This window comes from Roseovarius dicentrarchi, assembly GCF_003316635.1.
Classification (GTDB): Bacteria; Pseudomonadota; Alphaproteobacteria; order Rhodobacterales; family Rhodobacteraceae; genus Roseovarius; species Roseovarius dicentrarchi.
This window is the reverse complement of sequence record NZ_QNQP01000004.1, coordinates 82,959-100,051: the sequence shown is the minus strand read 5'-3', so window position 1 is coordinate 100,051 and position 17,093 is coordinate 82,959. Positions and strand designations below refer to the sequence as shown.

The window sequence follows — 17,093 nt, the reverse complement described above, 5'->3', positions numbered from 1 at the left end:
ACAGATCGGCGTTAATCATATGGTAACCCGGATCATGGATCAAAGACAGGCAGCAGCATGACGCGGCTGGTCTCTATCACCATCTTGCCGGTATCGGGGAAATTGACCGTGACCTTGCCCGCCACATTCGACTGCACCTGCCCCACGCCCCATTCGGGGTGGTCCGGCGCCTCGACCCGCATGCCGGGTTCCAGAAATGCCGCGAAATCACTCATCCATTGCCCTCGATGCCGAAAGGAATACCATGACCCAGCCTAACCGCAATTTTGGCGCGCTGATAGGCTCGCGTATATGCCACGATCTGATCAGCCCCGTCGGCGCCATATCGAACGGGCTGGAGCTGCTGGGATTGGCCGGTGTCCCCGACGGGCCAGAGCTGGCGCTGGTGGCCGATAGCGCGGCCCATGCCAACGCCCGGCTAAGGTTTTTCCGCGTGGCCTTCGGGCTGTCCAGTGATGCGCAGACAATGGGCGTGCAGGAAATCCGCAGCATCCTTGGCGATGTCTATACGGCCAAGTTGCGCTGCGACTGGCAGGTTGAGGCCCCCCTGCCCCCGCCGCGTGGTGCAAGCGGCCTTTCTGGCGCTGCTGTGCGGCGAACAGGCGGCGCCGTTTGGCGGTGTCATGGCCGTCACGGGGACGCCGGACGCGCTGTCGCTGGTCGTGACCGGCGACAAACTGGCACCAAGACCCGAACACTGGGGCTGGCTGACGGACGCGTTGCCGGGGGATCTGGATGATCTGCCGACCGCGCAGGTGCAATTCGCGCTGTTGCCGGATCTGCTGGCGGATCTTGGCCGCCCGGCGTCCGTCTCGCTGGGCGATCCTGTCACGCTGGCGTTTTAGCGGCGATCAGGCGCGCACGGCGCCATCCCCGGTTACCAGATACTTGAAGCTGGTAAGCTGCGCCGCCCCGACCGGGCCGCGCGCATGCAGCTTGCCGGTGGCGATACCGATTTCGGCACCCATGCCAAATTCGCCGCCATCTGCAAACTGGGTCGAGGTGTTGTGCATCAAAATGGCACTGTCGACCTGCGCAAAGAAGGCCTGCACCGCTGCCGGATCTTCGGAAATGATGCAATCCGTGTGGTGCGAGCCATATTCCTCGATATGGCCAATCGCCAGACCCAGATCGCCGACGACACGCGCGGCGATGGTGCTGTCCAGATATTCGTGGCCCCAATCATCCTGCTTTGCCGGCACAGTCCCGTCGATTGCCGACAGCGTTTCGTCCGCGCGCACCTCAACCCCCGCCGCAATCAGGGCGCGGATCAGATCACTGGCAAGGCCGCCCACCAGATCGCGGTGAAGCAACAGGCATTCGGCAGCGCCGCAAATGCCGGTGCGCCGCGTCTTGGCATTCATCACCACGCGCATCGCCTTTTCCGCATCCGCCGCCGCGTCCACGTAGACGTGAACGATGCCCTCGAGATGGGCAAAGACCGGCACGCGCGCCTCGCGCTGCACCAGCCCGACCAGATCCTTGCCGCCGCGCGGTACGATCACATCGATGGTGCCGGTCATCTTCAGCATTTCATGCACGGCGGCGCGATCGCGGGTCGGAACCAGCTGAATCGCCTCCTCGGGCAGGCCGGCCTCGCGCAAACCCTGCTTCAGGCAGGCGTGAATGGCCCGGCTGCTGTGATAGCTTTCCGATCCGCCGCGCAGGATCACCGCATTGCCCGCCTTCAGGCACAGCGCGCCGGCATCCGCCGTGACGTTCGGACGGCTCTCGTAAATGACGCCGATCACGCCCAGGGGCGTGCGCACGCGCCGGATGTGAATTCCGCTGGGCTGGCTCCATTCGGCCAGAACCTCGCCCACCGGATCGGGCTGATCGGCCACGGCCCGCAGGCCGTCCGCAATGGCGCGAATGCGCGTCTCGTCCAGCAGCAGGCGGTCGATCATCGCGTCGCTCAGGCCCTTGTCGCGGGCGGCGGTGACGTCCTTGGCGTTCGCCTCGATAATGGCGGCGCGGCGGGCCCAGACGGCATCGGCGGCGCCGCGCAGGGCGGTATCCTTGCGGTCGGGCTCGGTCACGGCCAACTCGGTGGCGGCGGTGCGGGCGCACGCGCCGATGCGGGCCATCAGGGCGGGAATATCAGGGGTATCGGTCATGGAACGGCTCCTTGCCGGATCTTTGGTCGGCGCGTCAGAACGCCATGTCATCACGGTGAATCAGCGCGGCACGCGCAGGGTAGCCCAGAACCGCGGCAATGGCATCCGAGCGCAGGCCGCGCACCGACGCCGCCTCCTGCGCGTCGTACCGCGTCAGGCCAAGGCCCAGCCGCGCGCCGTCGGGGCCGCTGATCTCAACCGGGTCGCCGCGCCCAAAATCGCCCTCCACCCCGGTCACGCCGGCCGGCAGCAGGCTGCTGCCCTGCGCCATTGCCTGCGCCGCGCCCGCATCGACGTGCAGCCGGCCGCGGGCCTTCATGCCGCCGATCCACGCCTTGCGACGCTGCTGCGGCGTGCCTTGGGCGGTGAACCATGTTGTCCGTGCGCCGCCCTCGATTGCGGCCAGAGGTTGCAGGACAAAGCCATTGGCAATCGCCATATCGCATCCCGCCGCCATGGCCGTCTTGGCCGCCATCAGCTTGGTCTTCATGCCGCCCTTGCTAAGCCCTGATTCGGCGTCGCCGGCCATAGCCTCGATTTCGGGCGTGATGGCGTCGATCGTATCGAAATGGCGCGCGTTGCTGTCCTGCGAGGGGTTGCCGGAATAAAACCCGTCGATATCGCTCAGCAGGATCAACTGATCCGCGCCCGCCGTTACCGCCACCTGGGCGGCGAGCCGGTCATTGTCGCCATATCGAATCTCGTCCGTGGCAACGGTGTCGTTTTCATTGACGATTGGCACGGCGCCCAGACGCACCAGCTGCTCCAGCGTGGCGCGGGTGTTGAGGTATCGGCGCCGGTCAATGCTGTCCTCCAGCGTCAGCAAAACCTGCGCCGAAATCAGCCCGCGCGCGGCCAGCGCGGCGTCATAGGCCCCGGCCAGCCGGATCTGTCCCACGGCTGCGGCGGCCTGGCTTTGCTCCAGCGTCAGCGTGCCGGGGGGCAGGCCCAGCGTGCCGCGCCCCAGTGCGATGGACCCCGACGATACGAGCAGCACATCGGTGCCGCGCCGACGCAGGCGTGCCACATCCTCGGCCAGACCGTTCAGCCATTCGGCGCGCAGATCGCCGGTGTCCCGGTCGACCAGCAGCGCCGAGCCGATCTTGACCACCAGCCGTTTGGCATCTGTCAGGGCTGCCACGGTGCGGGCTCTTCTTCTGTGTCGGTGCGGTGGCGCAGCCGATCGTCGTCAATCTCGGCGCGCAGCGCGCGCAGCACATCTGTCACGCCCTCGCCCGAGACGCCTGACATGGTCATCACCGGCCCGCCGGATGCCTGCTCCAGCGCCGCTTTCGCCTCGGACAGTTCATCCTCGTCCAGCGCGTCGATCTTGTTCAGGACGGTCAGGCGCGGCTTGGCGGCCAGCGGGCCGTCATAGGCTTCGATTTCGGTAATGATGGTCTGATAATCCTCGGCAATGGTTTGGGATGTGCCATCGACCAGATGCAGCAGGATCGCGCAACGCTCCACATGGCCAAGAAACAGATCCCCCAGCCCCTTGCCCTCGCTTGCGCCACCGATCAGGCCGGGAATGTCGGCAACCACGAATTCCACCTTGTCCACGCCGACAACGCCCAGATTGGGATGCAGCGTGGTGAAGGGGTAATCGGCGATTTTAGGACGTGCATTCGATGTGGCCGCCAGAAACGTCGATTTACCGGCATTCGGCAGACCCAGCAGGCCGACATCGGCAATCAGTTTCAGGCGTAGCCAGATTGTCCGCTCGACCCCCTCCTGCCCCGGATTGGCGCGGCGCGGCGCTTGGTTGGTCGAGGATTTGAAGTGCAGGTTGCCCCAGCCGCCATTGCCGCCGCGCGCCAGCTCGACCCGCTGGCCCAGTTCGGTCATGTCCGCGATGACGGTTTCCTGATCCTCGTCCAGGATTTCGGTGCCGACGGGCACGCGCAGCACGATGTCGTCGCCTGTCTTGCCGGTGCGCTGCTTGCCCATGCCGGGCTGTCCGCTGCGGGCAAAGAAATGCTGTTGATAGCGAAAATCAATCAGCGTGTTCAGCCCATCCACCGCCTCGGCATAGACCGAGCCGCCATTGCCGCCATCGCCGCCATCGGGACCGCCGAATTCAATGTATTTCTCGCGGCGAAAGCTGACGCAACCGCCGCCGCCGCCGCCCGAGCGGATGTAAACTTTGGCGAGATCGAGAAATTTCATGGCCGGTTCCCTACATGCGCGGGCAGAAATGCCCGGCGCCTTGCTGTGCCCTCCATACGCAATGCGCAGGCGCGGCTCAATCCAGTTTTCGGCAATATGTCCATGTCGGAACCGTGTGACCCCGCGCAAGGCAATACGATTCCGCATCCCCCAGATAGACAAAGCCGCAATTCGTCAAAACCCGCGCCGATGCCGGGTTGCCCTGCTGCACCATGGCAAAGATCGTCCTGCACGCCTGAGGATTTGCCGCAACCAGCGCGCTGACCGCCGCCGATGCCACGCCCGAATTCCAGAACAGCGGCGCGACCCAGTAACCGATTTCCGATTGCCCCACATCCAGCCGGGTCAGGCTGATCACGCCGACCAGCTCGCCCGTGCCGGCGCGCGTGCCGTCAATGGCCCACGCATCCTCGATCCGGTTGTCATCCATGCAGCGGGCGATGAATGCCTCGGTCGCGCCGGGCGGCAACGGGTGCGCAATGGAGGAGGTGGTTTGCGCAACGCGAATGTCGCTGGTGTACAGCGTCATCAGCCCTGCATCCGAAGGACGCAAGGGCCGCAGATCGTAAAGGCCTGCCGAAATGACAGGCTGCGAATAGATAGAGGAAAGACCCATTGAGAGTCTCCTTTCCGGAAACTTTGCTCAAAACACTGCTGCATTCGCCACATTTCCCGCGTGACGCGGTCATGTGCGCTTCGCTCCACGCGAAGGATTAGCAGTAATGCTTCAACCATCAAGTGTGAAAAAGGTTTCACATACCTGTATCAAATATAGGCGGGCATCAGGAAAAATGCAGCCCGAACAACAAAAAGGACCGGCAGTTGCCCGCCGATCCTTAAAACCTTGGGCCTGTATCAGGCGCTCTTTATTCTGCGGCCTCGGCCACCGGCTGAACCGAGATAAACTTGCGGCCTTTGAACCCGGTGTGAAACTTCACGTTTCCCTCAACCGTGGCATAGATCGTGTGATCCTTGCCCAGGCCAACGCCCTCGCCCGGCCACATCTTTGTGCCGCGCTGGCGCATGATGATGTTGCCCGGAACAACGGATTCGCCACCGTATTTCTTGACGCCAAGACGACGACCCGCGCTGTCGCGGCCGTTACGGGATGAACCGCCTGCTTTTTTATGTGCCATCTGGTCTCTCCTTAACCTTTGGTCAGTTCTTTGGCCTGGTCGATCCAGCCTTCACGCTCGATCCGGCCCTTGAACGACAGTTTTTCGTCCATTTCCGCCACGTCTGCATCGGTCCAGCCGGCGATCTGTGCAAAGCTGGTCACGCCAGCCTCGTGCAGTTTCTTCTCAAGCGCGGGGCCAACGCCCGACAGCTTTTTCAGATCGTCGCCACCAGCGGAAGCAGCCGCCTTGGACTTGGCTTTCTCGGCTGATTTTTCTTCGGCCTGACCTTCGACCACGCGCTTGGCCATTTCGGCCTGCTGGGTCTTGTTCTTGGCATACTGGCCGTCCGACTTGACAGCCGCGCCAGACACGGACCCCGCGCCGATCGCTGCCTTGACGCCGGATTTATCCGCGCCCTCGCCCAGAATATCGGTCACGCGCAGCAAAGTCAGCTGCTGGCGGTGGCCCTTCGTGCGCTGCGAGCCGTGCTTGCGGCGGCGCTTGACGAAGTGGATGACCTTCTCGCCCTTGATCTGGTCGATGACCTCGGCCTGTACGCCGGCGCCGTCAATCATCGGTGCGCCGACAACAGGGCTGTCGCCGCCCAGCATCAGAATCTCGTTGAACTGAACTGTCTCGCCTGCTTCGGCAGCCAGTTTCTCGACACGCAGCATATCGCCGGACTTGACCCGATACTGCTTGCCTCCGGTTTTCAGAACCGCAAACATTCGTCATTCCTTCAAATTTCCGCGTCCGTTGGTCCCCTTGCGGGTGTTCGCGGCCTGTTTGGCCACCTTGGACAGCGCGCCGTTCATGGCGTCATGTAATATAACCCGGTGCAAGGCTCGCCCTTGCCGGGATGCGGGCTTATCGGGCGCCAGCCGCCCGGAGTCAACCCTGTTATGCCCAAATCAGAGCGGCGCGCTGTTCATCCATGCGCCGGTGGCGCGGCCCAGAAGATAGGCCATCTGGTCATACATCGCGTTGAATGCGTCAAACAGCGCCGCATTCAGCACGCGGCCATCGCTAGATTGAAAAAACGTCGCGTATTCATCCATCTGCGCGGGGGTAAGCGGCCCGCAGGCCACCATAAGGAAGGCTGTGATCCAGATTTCCGTCTCGCGGCGCGTCTCCTCCAGCGTTGCGGTTACGATATCGGCCAGATCGGCCTCTTCGCCCTCCTCACCTGCCGGGGCGGGGCCGCCGCCATCCATGACGCCGCGCCAGAACATCATGTCGGCGTTCAGCGATGCGGTCACGTTCCGCTCGATCAGGTCGCCCCCTTCGATCAGGCGCCCGGCGCGATGCAAAAGCTCGGGCTGCGCGCTTGGGGGTTGCTGCATGGCGCGCAGGGCGGCTTCCCGCGCCGCATCCTCGGCCGCGGGATCAAGGAAGGCGCGCCGCGCCGCCAGCTCCAGCTCGACAGCACGGCGGCCGGCCTCGCTGTTATAAAAGGCCAGCATCGGCGCCAGATCTGCGCCCTCCAGCGCCTTTTCCAGCCCCTGAAGCACCAGCGCCTCCATGCGGCCGGCATCATACAGCTGCTCGATCTGCTGCTGCCAGCCGGCGGTCGGCCCGCCCTCCAGCATCGCCTCGGCGACCTGATCGGCATAATCCAGCCCCTCGTCATACATGATGGCGATCGTATCGGTGAGGCGCAGCGCGTCCGCCAGCGCCGCGATGTCATCGCTGTGGTCCTGCGCAGCGGCCGGGGCGGCGATCAACGCAAACGCCGCAAGCGCGATCCAGCGAAGCGCACGCGCCGGAAGTTCCGTGTGGCACCGGGCCATGTTCATCGCAGCTCTCCCTTTCCGTCAGTGCAGCTTGCTCGGCTATCATAGGCATGCACGGCTGGCGGCGCACCCGGAAAAACGGCAGCAGCTTATGGGGGCCGCGCGGGCGGTAATGATTGATCTGGACATATCAACGCGATACCCAGATCCCGATAACCAAACGCGGCACGCACCCCGAAAGGCCGGCGGCACAGCAACAGGCCAGCCTCTCTCACGCGCCGCCAGGCACCGGAGCCAGACGATGAACAGCATCCTGAAAATCCCCCTGTACCTATCCGCTGTGCCGCTGGCGTTTCTGGCCGCCTGCGGAACGCCGGAATATCGCGCCGAGCGGCAACATTGCGAGGCGGAATGGATGATGAAGATCCCGCCAGTGTACCGGCAGGAAATCGTCACAAAGTACCGCAGCGAAGAACGGCTGACCGGGCAGACCACCTGCCAGACGGTCGGCACCGTCACCAACTGCACGCAGTTGACGCGGACAGTCACGGTTCCCTATACCGATGTTGAAACCGTCGACATCCGCGCAGCGCAGCGCAATCCGCAGATCGCCTCCTGCACGGCCCGCGCCTGCACCGCAAAATACGGCAACAGCAAATGTGAATAGCGCCTGCGCTTGATCTCTGCGGCGGGCGCGTATAGGAACGAAGGCGGAACATGCGCCTAAGCCGCTCGTGTCACACCCCGCAAAACCCGGCCCCGCCTACGGACAAAAGGAACCTGCCAGATGCTGACATCCGTGGAATTATGCGCCGGCGCGGGCGGTCAGGCCCTCGGGCTGGAGGCGGCGGGATACGCCCATACCGCGCTGGTCGAAATTGACAAGCATTGCTGCAACACCCTGCGCCACAACCGCCCCGAATGGAACGTGCTGGAAGAGGACGTGCGCCTGTTCAAGGAACGCGCCGCAGATTACCGCGGCATGGACCTGCTGGCCGGCGGCCTGCCCTGCCCGCCGTTTTCGGTCGCGGGCAAGCAGCTGGGCGAACAGGACGAGCGCAATCTGTTCAACGACGCGCTGGATATCGTCGACGCCGCCCGCCCCCGCGCGGTGATGATCGAAAACGTGCGCGGCTTTCTGGACGCGGTATTTCACGACTACCGCGAGCGGCTGAAGACCCAGCTTGGCAAACTTGGCTATGTGACGGACTGGCGCCTGCTGAACGCCTCTGACTACGGGGTGCCGCAACTGCGCCCGCGCGTGGTGATCGTGGCCGTGCAAAAAGAGCGGGCCGATCTTTTTGGCTGGCCCGAACCGAACCCCCACAACCCGCCCACCGTGGGCGAAACGCTGCGCGATCTGATGGCAGCGGGCGGCTGGCAAGGGGCGGATGACTGGGCGAGCAAAGCCGACGAGATTGCGCCGACCATCGTTGGCGGTTCGAAAAAACATGGCGGCCCGGACCTTGGCCCGACGCGCGCGCGCGCGGCATGGGCCAGCCTGGGCGTCGAGGGGCGCACGATCGCGCCTGCGCCGCCCGAACGCGGCCACAATGGCATGCCCCGCCTGACCGTGCCAATGGTGGCGCGGATTCAGGGGTTTCCCGATGACTGGCATTTTACCGGCGCCAAGACGAACGCCTACCGGCAGGTCGGCAACGCCTTTCCGCCGCCCGTCGCGCAGGCCGTTTCGGCACAGATCGCCGGCGCGCTGCGCAAACGGGTGCTGCACCGCGTTGCCGGCTGAGCGCGCGGGCCGATGAAGCAGACCCTGCCCGATAGCTGCGTTTTGCCGGGGCATCCCGATCACGCTCTGCTCGGCGCCATTGCGGGCGATATCACCGCGCGCGCGGGCGGCGCCGAGGCACTGGCCGGCGCGATGGGCAGATTGCTGCGCGGCTGCATTGACGACGTGATCATGACCGCCAAAACCGGGCGGCGCAGCTACGACGAGCTGGAGAAGACCGAAAAGACCTATATCGGCACCCGCGTCGAGATCGAGCTGCGCGCGCTGCTGGGCTTATCCAAGGGGCGGCTGGACACGGTCATCCTAGGCCATGACGTTGACATCAAGCACACTTGCGGCGGCAACTGGATGATCCCGACCGAGGCGGTGGGCCATCCCTGCATCCTTGTTGCCACGGATGAGGCGCGCGCAATCTGCCATCTGGCCCTGATCGTGGCGCGCCGCGACTACCTGACCGAAGGGCAGAACAAGGACGCCAAGCGCACGATCTGCGCCGCTGCATTTGCCAACATCCTGTGGCTGTTGGCGCAGCAGCCCTATCCGCGCAATTTCTGGCAGACCGTGCCGCCCGACGCGGTGGCGCGCATCTTTGCGGAAAAATCCGGCAACCGGCGCATGGCCGCCCTGTTCCGCGAGGTGCAGGGCCGCCCCATCGCGCGCAATATCGTCGAGGCGGTCGCGCAGCAGCGCGATTTCATGCGCCGCATCCGCGCCGATGGCGGCAGCGGCACGCGCGACCAGCTGGCGCGCGAGGGCGTTCTGCTGCTGTCGGGGCAGTATGACGCCGCGCTGATCGCCGCATTGGGCCTGCGCAGCTGCACCGGCGCCGAGTTTATCTCGTACCGGCCCAAATCAGGCGCGCAGGCGCAGATGGCGGCGGATCATGGCCTTGCGCTGACCCCGACGGGCATCTAGCCGGTCGCCCCTTGGCGGCGCGGCATCATCTGCCTATAACGCCTGCAAACCTGAAAGCGAGACAGCGACATGCGCAGCGCCACCATCACCCGCCAGACCGCCGAAACCGATATCAGCGTGACCATCGCGCTGGACGGCACCGGCAGCTATGACAACCAGACCGGCGTGGGGTTTTTCGATCACATGCTGGACCAGCTCGCGCGCCACGCGCTGATTGACATGGAGGTGCGCTGCACCGGCGATCTGCATATCGACGACCACCACACGGTCGAGGATGTGGGCATCGCGCTGGGTCAGGCGCTCGCGCAGGCGCTGGGGGATAAACGCGGTATTCGCCGTTACGGCGCCTGCCTGTTGCCGATGGATGACGCGCTGGTGCGCGCCGCGCTGGATCTGTCGGGGCGGCCCTACATGGTGTGGAACATGGACCTGCCCACCGCCAAGATCGGCACGTTCGACACCGAACTGGTGCGCGAGTTTTTCCAAGCGTTTTCAACCCAGTCCGGCATGACGCTGCATCTGGATTGCCTGCACGGCATCAACAGTCACCACATGGCCGAGGCCGCGTTCAAATCCGTCGCCCGCGCCCTGCGCGACGCGGTCGAGACGGACCCGCGCAAGGCCGACGCGATCCCCTCGACCAAGGGGATGCTCTAGCCCCATGCGCACCGTCATCGTCGATTATGAAAGCGGCAATCTGCATTCGGCCGAAAAAGCATTTCAGCGCATGGCGCGCGAGGGCGATGCGGGCGAGGTGATCGTCACGTCCGATCCCGACACCGTGCGCCGCGCTGATCGCATCGTGCTGCCCGGCGATGGTGCATTCGCGGCCTGCCGCGCGCAGCTATACGATCATCGCGGCCTGTTCGAGGCGATGCGCGAAGCGGTCCTTGATCACGCCCGCCCCTTCATGGGCATCTGCATCGGCATGCAGATGCTGGCCACCACCGGGCTGGAACACGGGCAGACCGAGGGTTTTGACTGGATCGGCGGCACAGTTGGCCCGATCCGGCCCGACGACAAAACCCTGAAGGTTCCGCATATGGGCTGGAACGATCTGGTACTGGACCGGCCGCATCCTGTCTTTGACGGGATCGAGACAGGCCATCACGCCTATTTCGTTCACTCCTATCAGTTCCACGTCGATGATTCCGCCCATCTGCTGGCCCACGCCGAATACGGCGGACCGGTCACGGCGGTCGTGGGGCGTGACAACCTGATCGGCACGCAGTTTCACCCCGAGAAAAGCCAGGCAACCGGTCTGGAGATGATCGCAAACTTTCTGCGCTGGATGCCCTGATCCGGCTTTTTTATCAATAGGTTAACCCATGATCCTTTACCCCGCCATCGACCTCAAGGACGGCCAGGCCGTGCGCCTTTTGCGCGGCGAAATGGACGCGGCGACCGTGTTCAACGACGATCCCGCCGCACAGGCCGAAGCCTTCGTCGCGGCGGGTTGCGAATGGTTGCATCTGGTGGATCTGAACGGCGCCTTCGCCGGCGCGCCTGTCAATGCGGCCCCGGTGGAGGAAATCCTGAAACGCTGCAAAGTTCCCGCGCAGCTGGGCGGCGGCATCCGCGACATGGCCACGATTGAGGGCTGGCTATCCAAGGGGTTGGCGCGCGTCATCCTTGGCACGGTGGCGGTGGAGAACCCCGCGCTGGTGCTCGAGGCGGCCCGCGCGTTCCCCGGACAGGTGGCCGTTGGCATCGACGCGCGGAATGGCCGCGTGGCGACCAAGGGCTGGGCGGAGGAAACCGAAGTGATGGTTACCGACCTCGCCCGCAGCTTCGAGGATGCGGGCGTGGCTGCGATCATCTACACCGACATCGACCGCGACGGCGCCATGCAGGGGCCAAATGTCGAGGCGACGGCGGCGCTGGCCAATGCCGTCAGCATCCCGGTGATCGCGTCCGGCGGCGTCAGTTCGCTGGCTGATCTGATTGCCCTGCGCGATTGCGGCGCGCCCCTGAACGGTGCCATTTCGGGCCGCGCGCTGTATGACGGAGCGCTGGATCTGCGCGCAGCGCTGGCTGCGCTGGCGGATTAACCGCCCGCCGCCTTGGTGGTGAGGGTCTTCAGGCCCTTGGTCATTGATTGCACGAATTCGGCATCATCGGGGATATCGTAATCGTCAAACATCTCGGCAACGTCCTGATATACCAGCCACGTCTGGCCATCTGCATCCTCATAGACCAGCACCTTCATCGGCAGCAGCAGCCCGGTCAGCGGATCGGCCTGCATGGCCTGCGTGCCATGCTCGGGCTTGCCGAAAATCAGCACCTGCTCGGGGGCCAGATCCATGCCTGCGCCCTTGGCGCCTTCGGCGTGGTCGATGCGGGCAAACACGGTGACGCCTGCCCCCTCTACCGCCTGCACCAGCGCGTCCATCGTTGTGGCAACGTCGCCGCCGGCCTTGACGCGGATCAGACCGTCCGGTCCGGCCCATGCCGGGGCCGTCATCGCGGTGAATGCCGTCAGCGCGGCGGCTGTGATAAGAGGTCGCATCAGCTGTCTCCTTTTGGAAATTACGTGAATTTGCGGTGGCCACCCACTGGCCCCCAACGGCAAATGGACCTAAACGTTCCGTAACGCAGTACAAAGGCGCGGCGCATAATGCTGAAAACCCGTATCATTCCCTGCCTTGACGTGGCCGATGGCCGCGTGGTCAAGGGCGTCAACTTTGTCGATCTGCGCGATGCGGGCGATCCGGTGGATGCGGCGCGCGCCTATGATGCGGCTGGCGCGGATGAGCTGTGTTTTCTCGATATCCACGCCACGCATGAGAATCGCGGCACCATGTTCGACGTCGTGCGCCGCACCGCCGAGCAGTGCTATATCCCCCTGACCGTGGGAGGCGGCGTGCGAACGCCGGGCGATGTCCGCGCCTTGCTGCTCGCGGGCGCGGACAAGGTCAGCTTCAACTCCGCCGCGGTGGCGAATCCCGATGTGGTGCGCGCCGCGTCGGACCAGTTTGGCAGCCAGTGCATCGTGGTGGCCATCGACGCCAAGACGGTATCGCCCGGAAAATGGGAGATTTTCACCCATGGCGGGCGCCGCGCAACCGGTATCGACGCGGTGGAATTCGCACGTCTGGTGGCGAGCAACGGCGCCGGGGAAATTCTGCTGACCTCGATGGACCGCGACGGCACGCGGGCGGGGTTCAACCTGCCGCTGACACGCGCGATCAGCGATGCGGTGGATATTCCGGTGATCGCATCCGGCGGGGTCGGCACGCTGGATCACCTGGTAGAAGGCGTGACGCAAGGGGGGGCCAGCGCGGTGCTGGCCGCGTCGATTTTCCACTTTGGCGAATTTACGATCGGCGAGGCCAAGGCCCATATGCAGGCCGCCGGTATTCCGATGAGGATGGGCCGATGACCCTGGACGATCTGGCAGCCACAATCGCCGCGCGCGCGGCAGCCGACCCCGACAGCAGCTGGACCGCCCGCTTGCTGGCGAAAGGCCCGGAAAAATGCGCGGAAAAATTCGGCGAAGAGGCGATTGAGGCCATCATCGAAGCGGTCAGGGATGACCGCGCCGCATTGACCCGCGAAGCGGCGGATGTGCTGTTTCACCTGCTGGTGATGCTGCACTCGCGCGGCATCGCGCTGAGCGACGTGATGGACGAACTTGGCCGCCGTCAGGGGCAGTCGGGGCTTGCTGAAAAAGCCGCGCGCCCAAATCCCTGAGACCATCCTGAGACCATAAGGAGGGCAGACATGATCCGCCACATCGTTTTCTTTTCGGCCGCCGAAGGCCAATCTGTCGAAACCGTGCGCGAGGGTTTGATGATGCTGGCCACCATCCCCCACGCCGATCATTTCGAGGTGGGTCGCAATTTCCAGACCGACGCCATCACCGCTGACGCGCCCGATCTGGTCGTCTATGCCGAATTTGCCGACGAGGCCGCGCTGGCCGCGTTCAAGGCGCATCCGACCTATTCGGCCTGCACCGCGCATGTGCGCCCCATGCGCGAAATGCGAATCGCCGCAGACTTTCAGGCAGTGTGACACCGGGCGCAGAAGAAAATTCGCGAATTTTCTCAGGCGCCCGGCATCTGATGTTACCGCATAAGGCGCGGGTAGTCGATTTTGGGGCAGCGATCCATGACGACATCAACGCCGCGCGCGCGGGCTGTCTGGGCCGCGCCGTCGTGCATGACGCCCAGCTGCATCCAGATCGTATGAAGCCGGGGAAACTGCGCCAGCGCCTCCTCCACCAATGCGGGGACATGGGCCGATTGCCGGAAAATGTCGATCATGTCGATATCGCCGTCTATATCGCGCAAGCTGGCCACCACCGGCTGGCCGAGCAAGGTCTGCCCCGCAAGGCCGGGATTGACGGGCACCACGTCATACCCTTTTTCCAGCAGGAACTTCATCACATCATGGCTGGGGCGCGCGGGATTGGCCGATGCGCCGACCAATGCGATGCGGCGGGTCCGGGTGAGGATATCTTTGATCTGGGTATCTGTTGTCATGCCCCCGACCATTCCGCGATTGCGGCGCACGCGCAAGGGGTGCCGCACGCCAGATCCGAACAATCCCAAAGAAAAATGCGCCCAAGGTACAAACCTTGAGCGCAAGTGCGGAACGAGGGACAGTGAAATGAAGCGTCGAAGTTCCAGTGCGCCGCTTCTGACACTCAATCTGGGGTGTCTTCTGCCATTTGAAAGGGCGGTAATGGATCTGTGATCATCTTGTGATCTGCCCGCGCCGGGGCTGCGCCCTGCGTCAGTCAAAGATATCTTCGACAACGTCCCATATTTCCTCGAACGCCTTGCTTAGAAAGCGGCTGCCGGATTTGCGGCGGCGCGGCGCGCGGCGGTCATCGTCATGGTCGTCGTCATATCTGGGCAGTTTGCGCCGCTGCCGCGGCTTTGCTGCGACCTTGGCGGGGGTGGCCCTGCTGCCAGGTGCCTTGCCCGGCGCCCGGCGCCGCGTCCCCTGCCCGGCCGCCGAGCTGCGCGTTGCCGCGTCGCTGCGCGATTGCGGGATTGCCTTCATGTCATGCAGAGGGGCGCCGCAGGCCGCGCAAGACAGCTCGTGCCGTCCTTCGCCGCGCAGCACCAGCGCCGCGCGCGTTCCGCAGTAACAACATGTGGCGATCTTGTGCATCAGCCCCCCGGTGCCGCAGCGCCGATCAGTCCGGCGCCTGAGAGGCATATAGGGCGACTGCCGCCGCATTTGAGACGTTCAGGGACCCGAATGCGCCGAAATATGCGATTTTCACCAAAACGTCACAGGTTTCACGGGTTTTCTGGCGCAGCCCCGGCCCCTCTGCCCCCAGCACCAGCGCAATGGGGCGGTCGCGTCGCCCGTCCAGCGCCTGTTCGATCGTCTGATCGGCCTCTCCGTCCAGCCCCACCACGAGATAGCCCATTTTCTGCAACTGCCGGATCGCGTCCGACAGGTTGCGCACCTGCTTGTAGGGCTGCCGTTCCAGCGCGCCGCTGGCGGTTTTGGCAAGCGCGCCGGTTTCGGGCGCCGCATGATGGCGCGGCGCGATCACCGCGCAGGCGCCAAATACTTCGGCCGAGCGCAGGATTGCGCCCACGTTATGCGGATCCGTCACGCGATCCAGCAAGATCATGCGTGGCGCGCGCGCGCCGTCGCCCAGCGCCAGCGTCTCCAGATCGCCCCAGTCCAGCGGCTTGACCTCCAGCGCGGCGCCCTGATGCACCGATCCCGGATCAAGCGGCGCGGTAAACCTGCGTGGATCGGCCTCTTCGGGGGTCATACCGGATGCGGTGATGGCATCGGCCAGTTTGTTCTGCGCGTTGAGCGTCACAATCAGCCGCAATTTTTCGCGCGCCGGGTTCAGCAGCGCATCACGCACCGCATGCAGGCCGAACAGCCAGACGGTTTCAGCGTCAGCGGCCTTCTTGGCCTGTTCCTTTTCGACCACCCATTTCGGTTTCTTCACGGCGCACGCCCCCCGGTATTTTCAGCTGCGCAAGATGCGCCGCAAGCCGGGCGCGCGCAAGCCGATATCGGACCGCGATTTTTGCGGTTGACGCCTGCGGTATCCGCTAGTAATCAGCGGCCCACGCTAGGTATTCAACCACCCGGCGCAGTGGGCGACAGGCCGCAAGGTGTGGCAGGGGACTGTAACTCCCTCGCGGAGACGCACGCTAGGTTCGATTCCTAGGTCGCCCACCACTTCTAACAATTAGTCACGCATCTGTGTCAAGTTTGCCTTCTGCATGTGCAGGGCGCGATCTATAGTCGCCCCGATCTGATTGCCCAAGCAGGAATGATATGACCAGCCACCCCGCGCCCGGACCCGATTTCAACGTAATGATCGTCGGTCAGGGCGGGCGGTTGCAATATGAGGCGCTGCTGTTTTGCCTGTCCTTGCGCAGCTTCAGCCCGGATTTTACCGGGCGTCTTTTCGTGGCCGAACCGCAACCCGGCCCGCTATGGCCGGACGATCCGCGCATGCGCGGCGACGACACCGCCGACCTGCTGGCAGAGCTGGGCGCCGAGATTCCGCCCTTCGACAACCATCATTTCGGCCACAGCTACCCTTACGGCAACAAGATAGAGGCGCTCGCCGCCCTGCCCGCGGGCGAGCCGTTCGTGTTTTTCGACACTGACACGCTGATCACCGGCGATCTGGCATCGGTGCCGTTCGATTTCGCCCGCCCCTCCGCCTCCCTGCGGCGCGAGGGGACGTGGCCCAAGCCCGAGCTTTATGGGCCGGGCTATGGCGCGATATGGAAATCGCTTTATGACAGGTTCGGGCTGGATTACCGCAGCTCGCTGGACCTGTCGCAGCCCGATGAGTTCTGGAAACGCTATCTTTATTTCAACGCCGGGTTTTTCTATTACAAATGCCCGCAGATTTTCGGCCAGCGGTTTCTGGACTACGCGCTGGCGATCCGCGACACTCCCCCCGATGAGCTGATTTGCCAGGAAATGGACCCGTGGCTGGACCAGGTGGCACTGCCCTTGGTGATCCATTCGCTGGGCGGCGGACGCGATGCGCTGCCCCAGGGGTATCTGGACGGCGCCGTCAGCTGTCACTACCGCATGCTGCCGCTGCTTTATGCCCGCGAGGGCGATCACGTGGTGGATGCGCTGCACCGCATCAGCGCGCATAACCGGGTGAAAAAGGTGCTGAAGGAATACGAGCCGATCAAGCGCATGGTGTATCAGGGGCGCGGCATGAAAGTGCGCGCGTTGTTCGATCAAAACGACCTGCCCCGCCGCGAACAGGCGATCCGCAACACGATCAAGCGGAACGGGTTCTGGATGCGCTGACGCCGCGCGGCTCATAATTATCCTG

General features: G+C 64.3%; 23 protein-coding genes and 1 tRNA gene. 12 read left to right on the top strand and 12 right to left on the bottom strand.

All coding sequences use genetic code 11. The features are described from left to right. Nucleotides 1-32: 32 nt before the first annotated feature. Nucleotides 33-215, bottom strand: a complete 183-nt coding sequence (locus DQ230_RS04085; RefSeq protein ID WP_113911234.1) for a DUF3553 domain-containing protein — start codon at nt 213-215, stop codon at nt 33-35. A 345-nt stretch (nt 216-560) separates the two neighbouring features. On the opposite strand from DQ230_RS04085, the gene DQ230_RS17315 reads away from it, so the two are divergent. Continuing rightward, nucleotides 561-845 (top strand): histidine phosphotransferase family protein, encoded by a 285-nt coding sequence (locus DQ230_RS17315; RefSeq protein WP_238987414.1) that lies wholly within the window; start codon nt 561-563, stop codon nt 843-845. 6 nt (nt 846-851) lie between these two features. Here DQ230_RS17315 and DQ230_RS04075 read toward each other — a convergent pair whose 3' ends face one another. The 7 genes from DQ230_RS04075 to DQ230_RS04045 all read right to left on the bottom strand — a co-directional run bounded on the left by DQ230_RS04075 (nt 852) and on the right by DQ230_RS04045 (nt 7,200). Next, nucleotides 852-2,117, bottom strand: a complete 1,266-nt coding sequence (locus DQ230_RS04075; protein WP_113911233.1) for a glutamate-5-semialdehyde dehydrogenase — start codon at nt 2,115-2,117, stop codon at nt 852-854. Between the two features lie 34 nt (nt 2,118-2,151). Continuing rightward, a complete protein-coding gene (gene proB / locus DQ230_RS04070) occupies nt 2,152-3,258 on the bottom strand; it encodes a glutamate 5-kinase (protein WP_113911232.1) in 1,107 nt (368 codons plus the stop codon). Continuing rightward, a complete protein-coding gene (gene obgE, locus DQ230_RS04065; RefSeq protein WP_113911231.1) occupies nt 3,246-4,286 on the bottom strand; it encodes a GTPase ObgE in 1,041 nt (346 codons plus the stop codon). Before obgE ends, proB begins: the two co-directional genes overlap by 13 nt. Before the next feature lie 76 nt (nt 4,287-4,362). Beyond that, nucleotides 4,363-4,902, bottom strand: coding sequence for a GNAT family N-acetyltransferase (locus tag DQ230_RS04060; protein ID WP_113911230.1), 540 nt, complete (start codon nt 4,900-4,902; stop codon nt 4,363-4,365). Nucleotides 4,903-5,152: 250 nt separating this feature from the next. Further along, nucleotides 5,153-5,422: a 50S ribosomal protein L27 gene (gene rpmA / locus DQ230_RS04055; RefSeq protein WP_113911229.1), complete on the bottom strand. Its 270-nt coding sequence runs from the start codon at nt 5,420-5,422 to the stop codon at nt 5,153-5,155. 11 nt (nt 5,423-5,433) lie between these two features. Continuing rightward, nucleotides 5,434-6,132, bottom strand: a complete 699-nt coding sequence (locus DQ230_RS04050) for a 50S ribosomal protein L21 (protein WP_113911228.1) — start codon at nt 6,130-6,132, stop codon at nt 5,434-5,436. A 183-nt stretch (nt 6,133-6,315) separates the two neighbouring features. After that, complete coding sequence (locus DQ230_RS04045; RefSeq protein ID WP_113911227.1) at nt 6,316-7,200, bottom strand: DUF2059 domain-containing protein; 885 nt, start codon at nt 7,198-7,200, stop codon at nt 6,316-6,318. Nucleotides 7,201-7,438: 238 nt separating this feature from the next. Between DQ230_RS04045 and DQ230_RS04040 the strand changes: the two genes are divergently transcribed. The 6 genes from DQ230_RS04040 to hisA all read left to right on the top strand — a co-directional run bounded on the left by DQ230_RS04040 (nt 7,439) and on the right by hisA (nt 11,850). Beyond that, nucleotides 7,439-7,804 (top strand): hypothetical protein, encoded by a 366-nt coding sequence (locus DQ230_RS04040; protein ID WP_113911226.1) that lies wholly within the window; start codon nt 7,439-7,441, stop codon nt 7,802-7,804. A 120-nt stretch (nt 7,805-7,924) separates the two neighbouring features. Then, a complete protein-coding gene (locus DQ230_RS04035) occupies nt 7,925-8,884 on the top strand; it encodes a DNA cytosine methyltransferase (protein ID WP_113911225.1) in 960 nt (319 codons plus the stop codon). 12 nt (nt 8,885-8,896) lie between these two features. Further along, on the top strand, nt 8,897-9,799 hold the full coding sequence (locus DQ230_RS04030; RefSeq protein ID WP_113911224.1) for a NaeI family type II restriction endonuclease: 903 nt from the start codon (nt 8,897-8,899) through the stop codon (nt 9,797-9,799). A gap of 69 nt (nt 9,800-9,868) precedes the next feature. Continuing rightward, complete coding sequence (hisB, locus tag DQ230_RS04025) at nt 9,869-10,456, top strand: imidazoleglycerol-phosphate dehydratase HisB (RefSeq protein WP_113911223.1); 588 nt, start codon at nt 9,869-9,871, stop codon at nt 10,454-10,456. A 4-nt stretch (nt 10,457-10,460) separates the two neighbouring features. Continuing rightward, nucleotides 10,461-11,099, top strand: a complete 639-nt coding sequence (gene hisH, locus DQ230_RS04020) for an imidazole glycerol phosphate synthase subunit HisH (protein ID WP_113911222.1) — start codon at nt 10,461-10,463, stop codon at nt 11,097-11,099. Between the two features lie 28 nt (nt 11,100-11,127). After that, nucleotides 11,128-11,850: a 1-(5-phosphoribosyl)-5-[(5-phosphoribosylamino)methylideneamino]imidazole-4-carboxamide isomerase gene (gene hisA / locus DQ230_RS04015; RefSeq protein ID WP_113911221.1), complete on the top strand. Its 723-nt coding sequence runs from the start codon at nt 11,128-11,130 to the stop codon at nt 11,848-11,850. Here hisA and DQ230_RS04010 read toward each other — a convergent pair. Next, nucleotides 11,847-12,308: a DUF302 domain-containing protein gene (locus DQ230_RS04010; protein WP_113911220.1), complete on the bottom strand. Its 462-nt coding sequence runs from the start codon at nt 12,306-12,308 to the stop codon at nt 11,847-11,849. The genes hisA and DQ230_RS04010 overlap by 4 nt on opposite strands. A 108-nt stretch (nt 12,309-12,416) precedes the next feature. Between DQ230_RS04010 and hisF the strand changes: the two genes are divergently transcribed. Genes hisF through DQ230_RS03995 form a run of 3 tightly spaced genes read left to right on the top strand, consistent with a single transcriptional unit; the run spans nt 12,417 to nt 13,813 of the window. Beyond that, nucleotides 12,417-13,181, top strand: coding sequence for an imidazole glycerol phosphate synthase subunit HisF (gene hisF, locus DQ230_RS04005; RefSeq protein ID WP_113911219.1), 765 nt, complete (start codon nt 12,417-12,419; stop codon nt 13,179-13,181). Further along, nucleotides 13,178-13,492, top strand: a complete 315-nt coding sequence (locus DQ230_RS04000) for a phosphoribosyl-ATP diphosphatase (protein WP_113911218.1) — start codon at nt 13,178-13,180, stop codon at nt 13,490-13,492. Before hisF ends, DQ230_RS04000 begins: the two co-directional genes overlap by 4 nt. A gap of 30 nt (nt 13,493-13,522) precedes the next feature. Next, complete coding sequence (locus DQ230_RS03995) at nt 13,523-13,813, top strand: Dabb family protein (RefSeq protein ID WP_113911217.1); 291 nt, start codon at nt 13,523-13,525, stop codon at nt 13,811-13,813. A 53-nt stretch (nt 13,814-13,866) separates the two neighbouring features. Here DQ230_RS03995 and DQ230_RS03990 read toward each other — a convergent pair whose 3' ends face one another. The 3 genes from DQ230_RS03990 to rlmB all read right to left on the bottom strand — a co-directional run bounded on the left by DQ230_RS03990 (nt 13,867) and on the right by rlmB (nt 15,728). Beyond that, on the bottom strand, nt 13,867-14,283 hold the full coding sequence (locus tag DQ230_RS03990; RefSeq protein ID WP_113911216.1) for a CoA-binding protein: 417 nt from the start codon (nt 14,281-14,283) through the stop codon (nt 13,867-13,869). Nucleotides 14,284-14,536: 253 nt separating this feature from the next. After that, entirely contained in the window at nt 14,537-14,920 is a 384-nt protein-coding gene (locus DQ230_RS03985; RefSeq protein ID WP_113911215.1) for a hypothetical protein, read from the bottom strand. Between the two features lie 25 nt (nt 14,921-14,945). Beyond that, on the bottom strand, nt 14,946-15,728 hold the full coding sequence (gene rlmB, locus DQ230_RS03980) for a 23S rRNA (guanosine(2251)-2'-O)-methyltransferase RlmB (protein WP_113911214.1): 783 nt from the start codon (nt 15,726-15,728) through the stop codon (nt 14,946-14,948). A gap of 152 nt (nt 15,729-15,880) precedes the next feature. Here rlmB and DQ230_RS17025 point away from each other — a divergent pair. Both DQ230_RS17025 and DQ230_RS03975 read left to right on the top strand, forming a co-directional pair. Further along, nucleotides 15,881-15,964 (top strand) — tRNA-Tyr (locus DQ230_RS17025). Nucleotides 15,965-16,063: 99 nt separating this feature from the next. Next, on the top strand, nt 16,064-17,068 hold the full coding sequence (locus tag DQ230_RS03975) for a hypothetical protein (RefSeq protein ID WP_113911213.1): 1,005 nt from the start codon (nt 16,064-16,066) through the stop codon (nt 17,066-17,068). Nucleotides 17,069-17,093 lie beyond the last annotated feature (25 nt).

Excerpts from the sequence above, each read along its gene's own strand:
- hisF (WP_113911219.1), top strand. The coding sequence starts at position 12,417 with ATGCTGAAAACCCGTATCATTCCCTGCCTTGACGTGGCCGATGGCCGC.
- DQ230_RS04035 (WP_113911225.1), top strand. The coding sequence starts at position 7,925 with ATGCTGACATCCGTGGAATTATGCGCCGGCGCGGGCGGTCAGGCCCTC.
- DQ230_RS04030 (WP_113911224.1), top strand. The coding sequence starts at position 8,897 with ATGAAGCAGACCCTGCCCGATAGCTGCGTTTTGCCGGGGCATCCCGAT.
- DQ230_RS04010 (WP_113911220.1), bottom strand. The coding sequence starts at position 12,308 with ATGCGACCTCTTATCACAGCCGCCGCGCTGACGGCATTCACCGCGATG.
- obgE (WP_113911231.1), bottom strand. The coding sequence starts at position 4,286 with ATGAAATTTCTCGATCTCGCCAAAGTTTACATCCGCTCGGGCGGCGGC.
- DQ230_RS04045 (WP_113911227.1), bottom strand. The coding sequence starts at position 7,200 with ATGAACATGGCCCGGTGCCACACGGAACTTCCGGCGCGTGCGCTTCGC.
- DQ230_RS03985 (WP_113911215.1), bottom strand. The coding sequence starts at position 14,920 with ATGCACAAGATCGCCACATGTTGTTACTGCGGAACGCGCGCGGCGCTG.
- hisH (WP_113911222.1), top strand. The coding sequence starts at position 10,461 with ATGCGCACCGTCATCGTCGATTATGAAAGCGGCAATCTGCATTCGGCC.
- DQ230_RS03995 (WP_113911217.1), top strand. The coding sequence starts at position 13,523 with ATGATCCGCCACATCGTTTTCTTTTCGGCCGCCGAAGGCCAATCTGTC.
- DQ230_RS04085 (WP_113911234.1), bottom strand. The coding sequence starts at position 215 with ATGAGTGATTTCGCGGCATTTCTGGAACCCGGCATGCGGGTCGAGGCG.
- hisB (WP_113911223.1), top strand. The coding sequence starts at position 9,869 with ATGCGCAGCGCCACCATCACCCGCCAGACCGCCGAAACCGATATCAGC.
- DQ230_RS03975 (WP_113911213.1), top strand. The coding sequence starts at position 16,064 with ATGACCAGCCACCCCGCGCCCGGACCCGATTTCAACGTAATGATCGTC.
- rpmA (WP_113911229.1), bottom strand. The coding sequence starts at position 5,422 with ATGGCACATAAAAAAGCAGGCGGTTCATCCCGTAACGGCCGCGACAGC.
- DQ230_RS03990 (WP_113911216.1), bottom strand. The coding sequence starts at position 14,283 with ATGACAACAGATACCCAGATCAAAGATATCCTCACCCGGACCCGCCGC.
- DQ230_RS04040 (WP_113911226.1), top strand. The coding sequence starts at position 7,439 with ATGAACAGCATCCTGAAAATCCCCCTGTACCTATCCGCTGTGCCGCTG.
- DQ230_RS04060 (WP_113911230.1), bottom strand. The coding sequence starts at position 4,902 with ATGGGTCTTTCCTCTATCTATTCGCAGCCTGTCATTTCGGCAGGCCTT.
- DQ230_RS04075 (WP_113911233.1), bottom strand. The coding sequence starts at position 2,117 with ATGACCGATACCCCTGATATTCCCGCCCTGATGGCCCGCATCGGCGCG.
- DQ230_RS04050 (WP_113911228.1), bottom strand. The coding sequence starts at position 6,132 with ATGTTTGCGGTTCTGAAAACCGGAGGCAAGCAGTATCGGGTCAAGTCC.
- hisA (WP_113911221.1), top strand. The coding sequence starts at position 11,128 with ATGATCCTTTACCCCGCCATCGACCTCAAGGACGGCCAGGCCGTGCGC.
- DQ230_RS04000 (WP_113911218.1), top strand. The coding sequence starts at position 13,178 with ATGACCCTGGACGATCTGGCAGCCACAATCGCCGCGCGCGCGGCAGCC.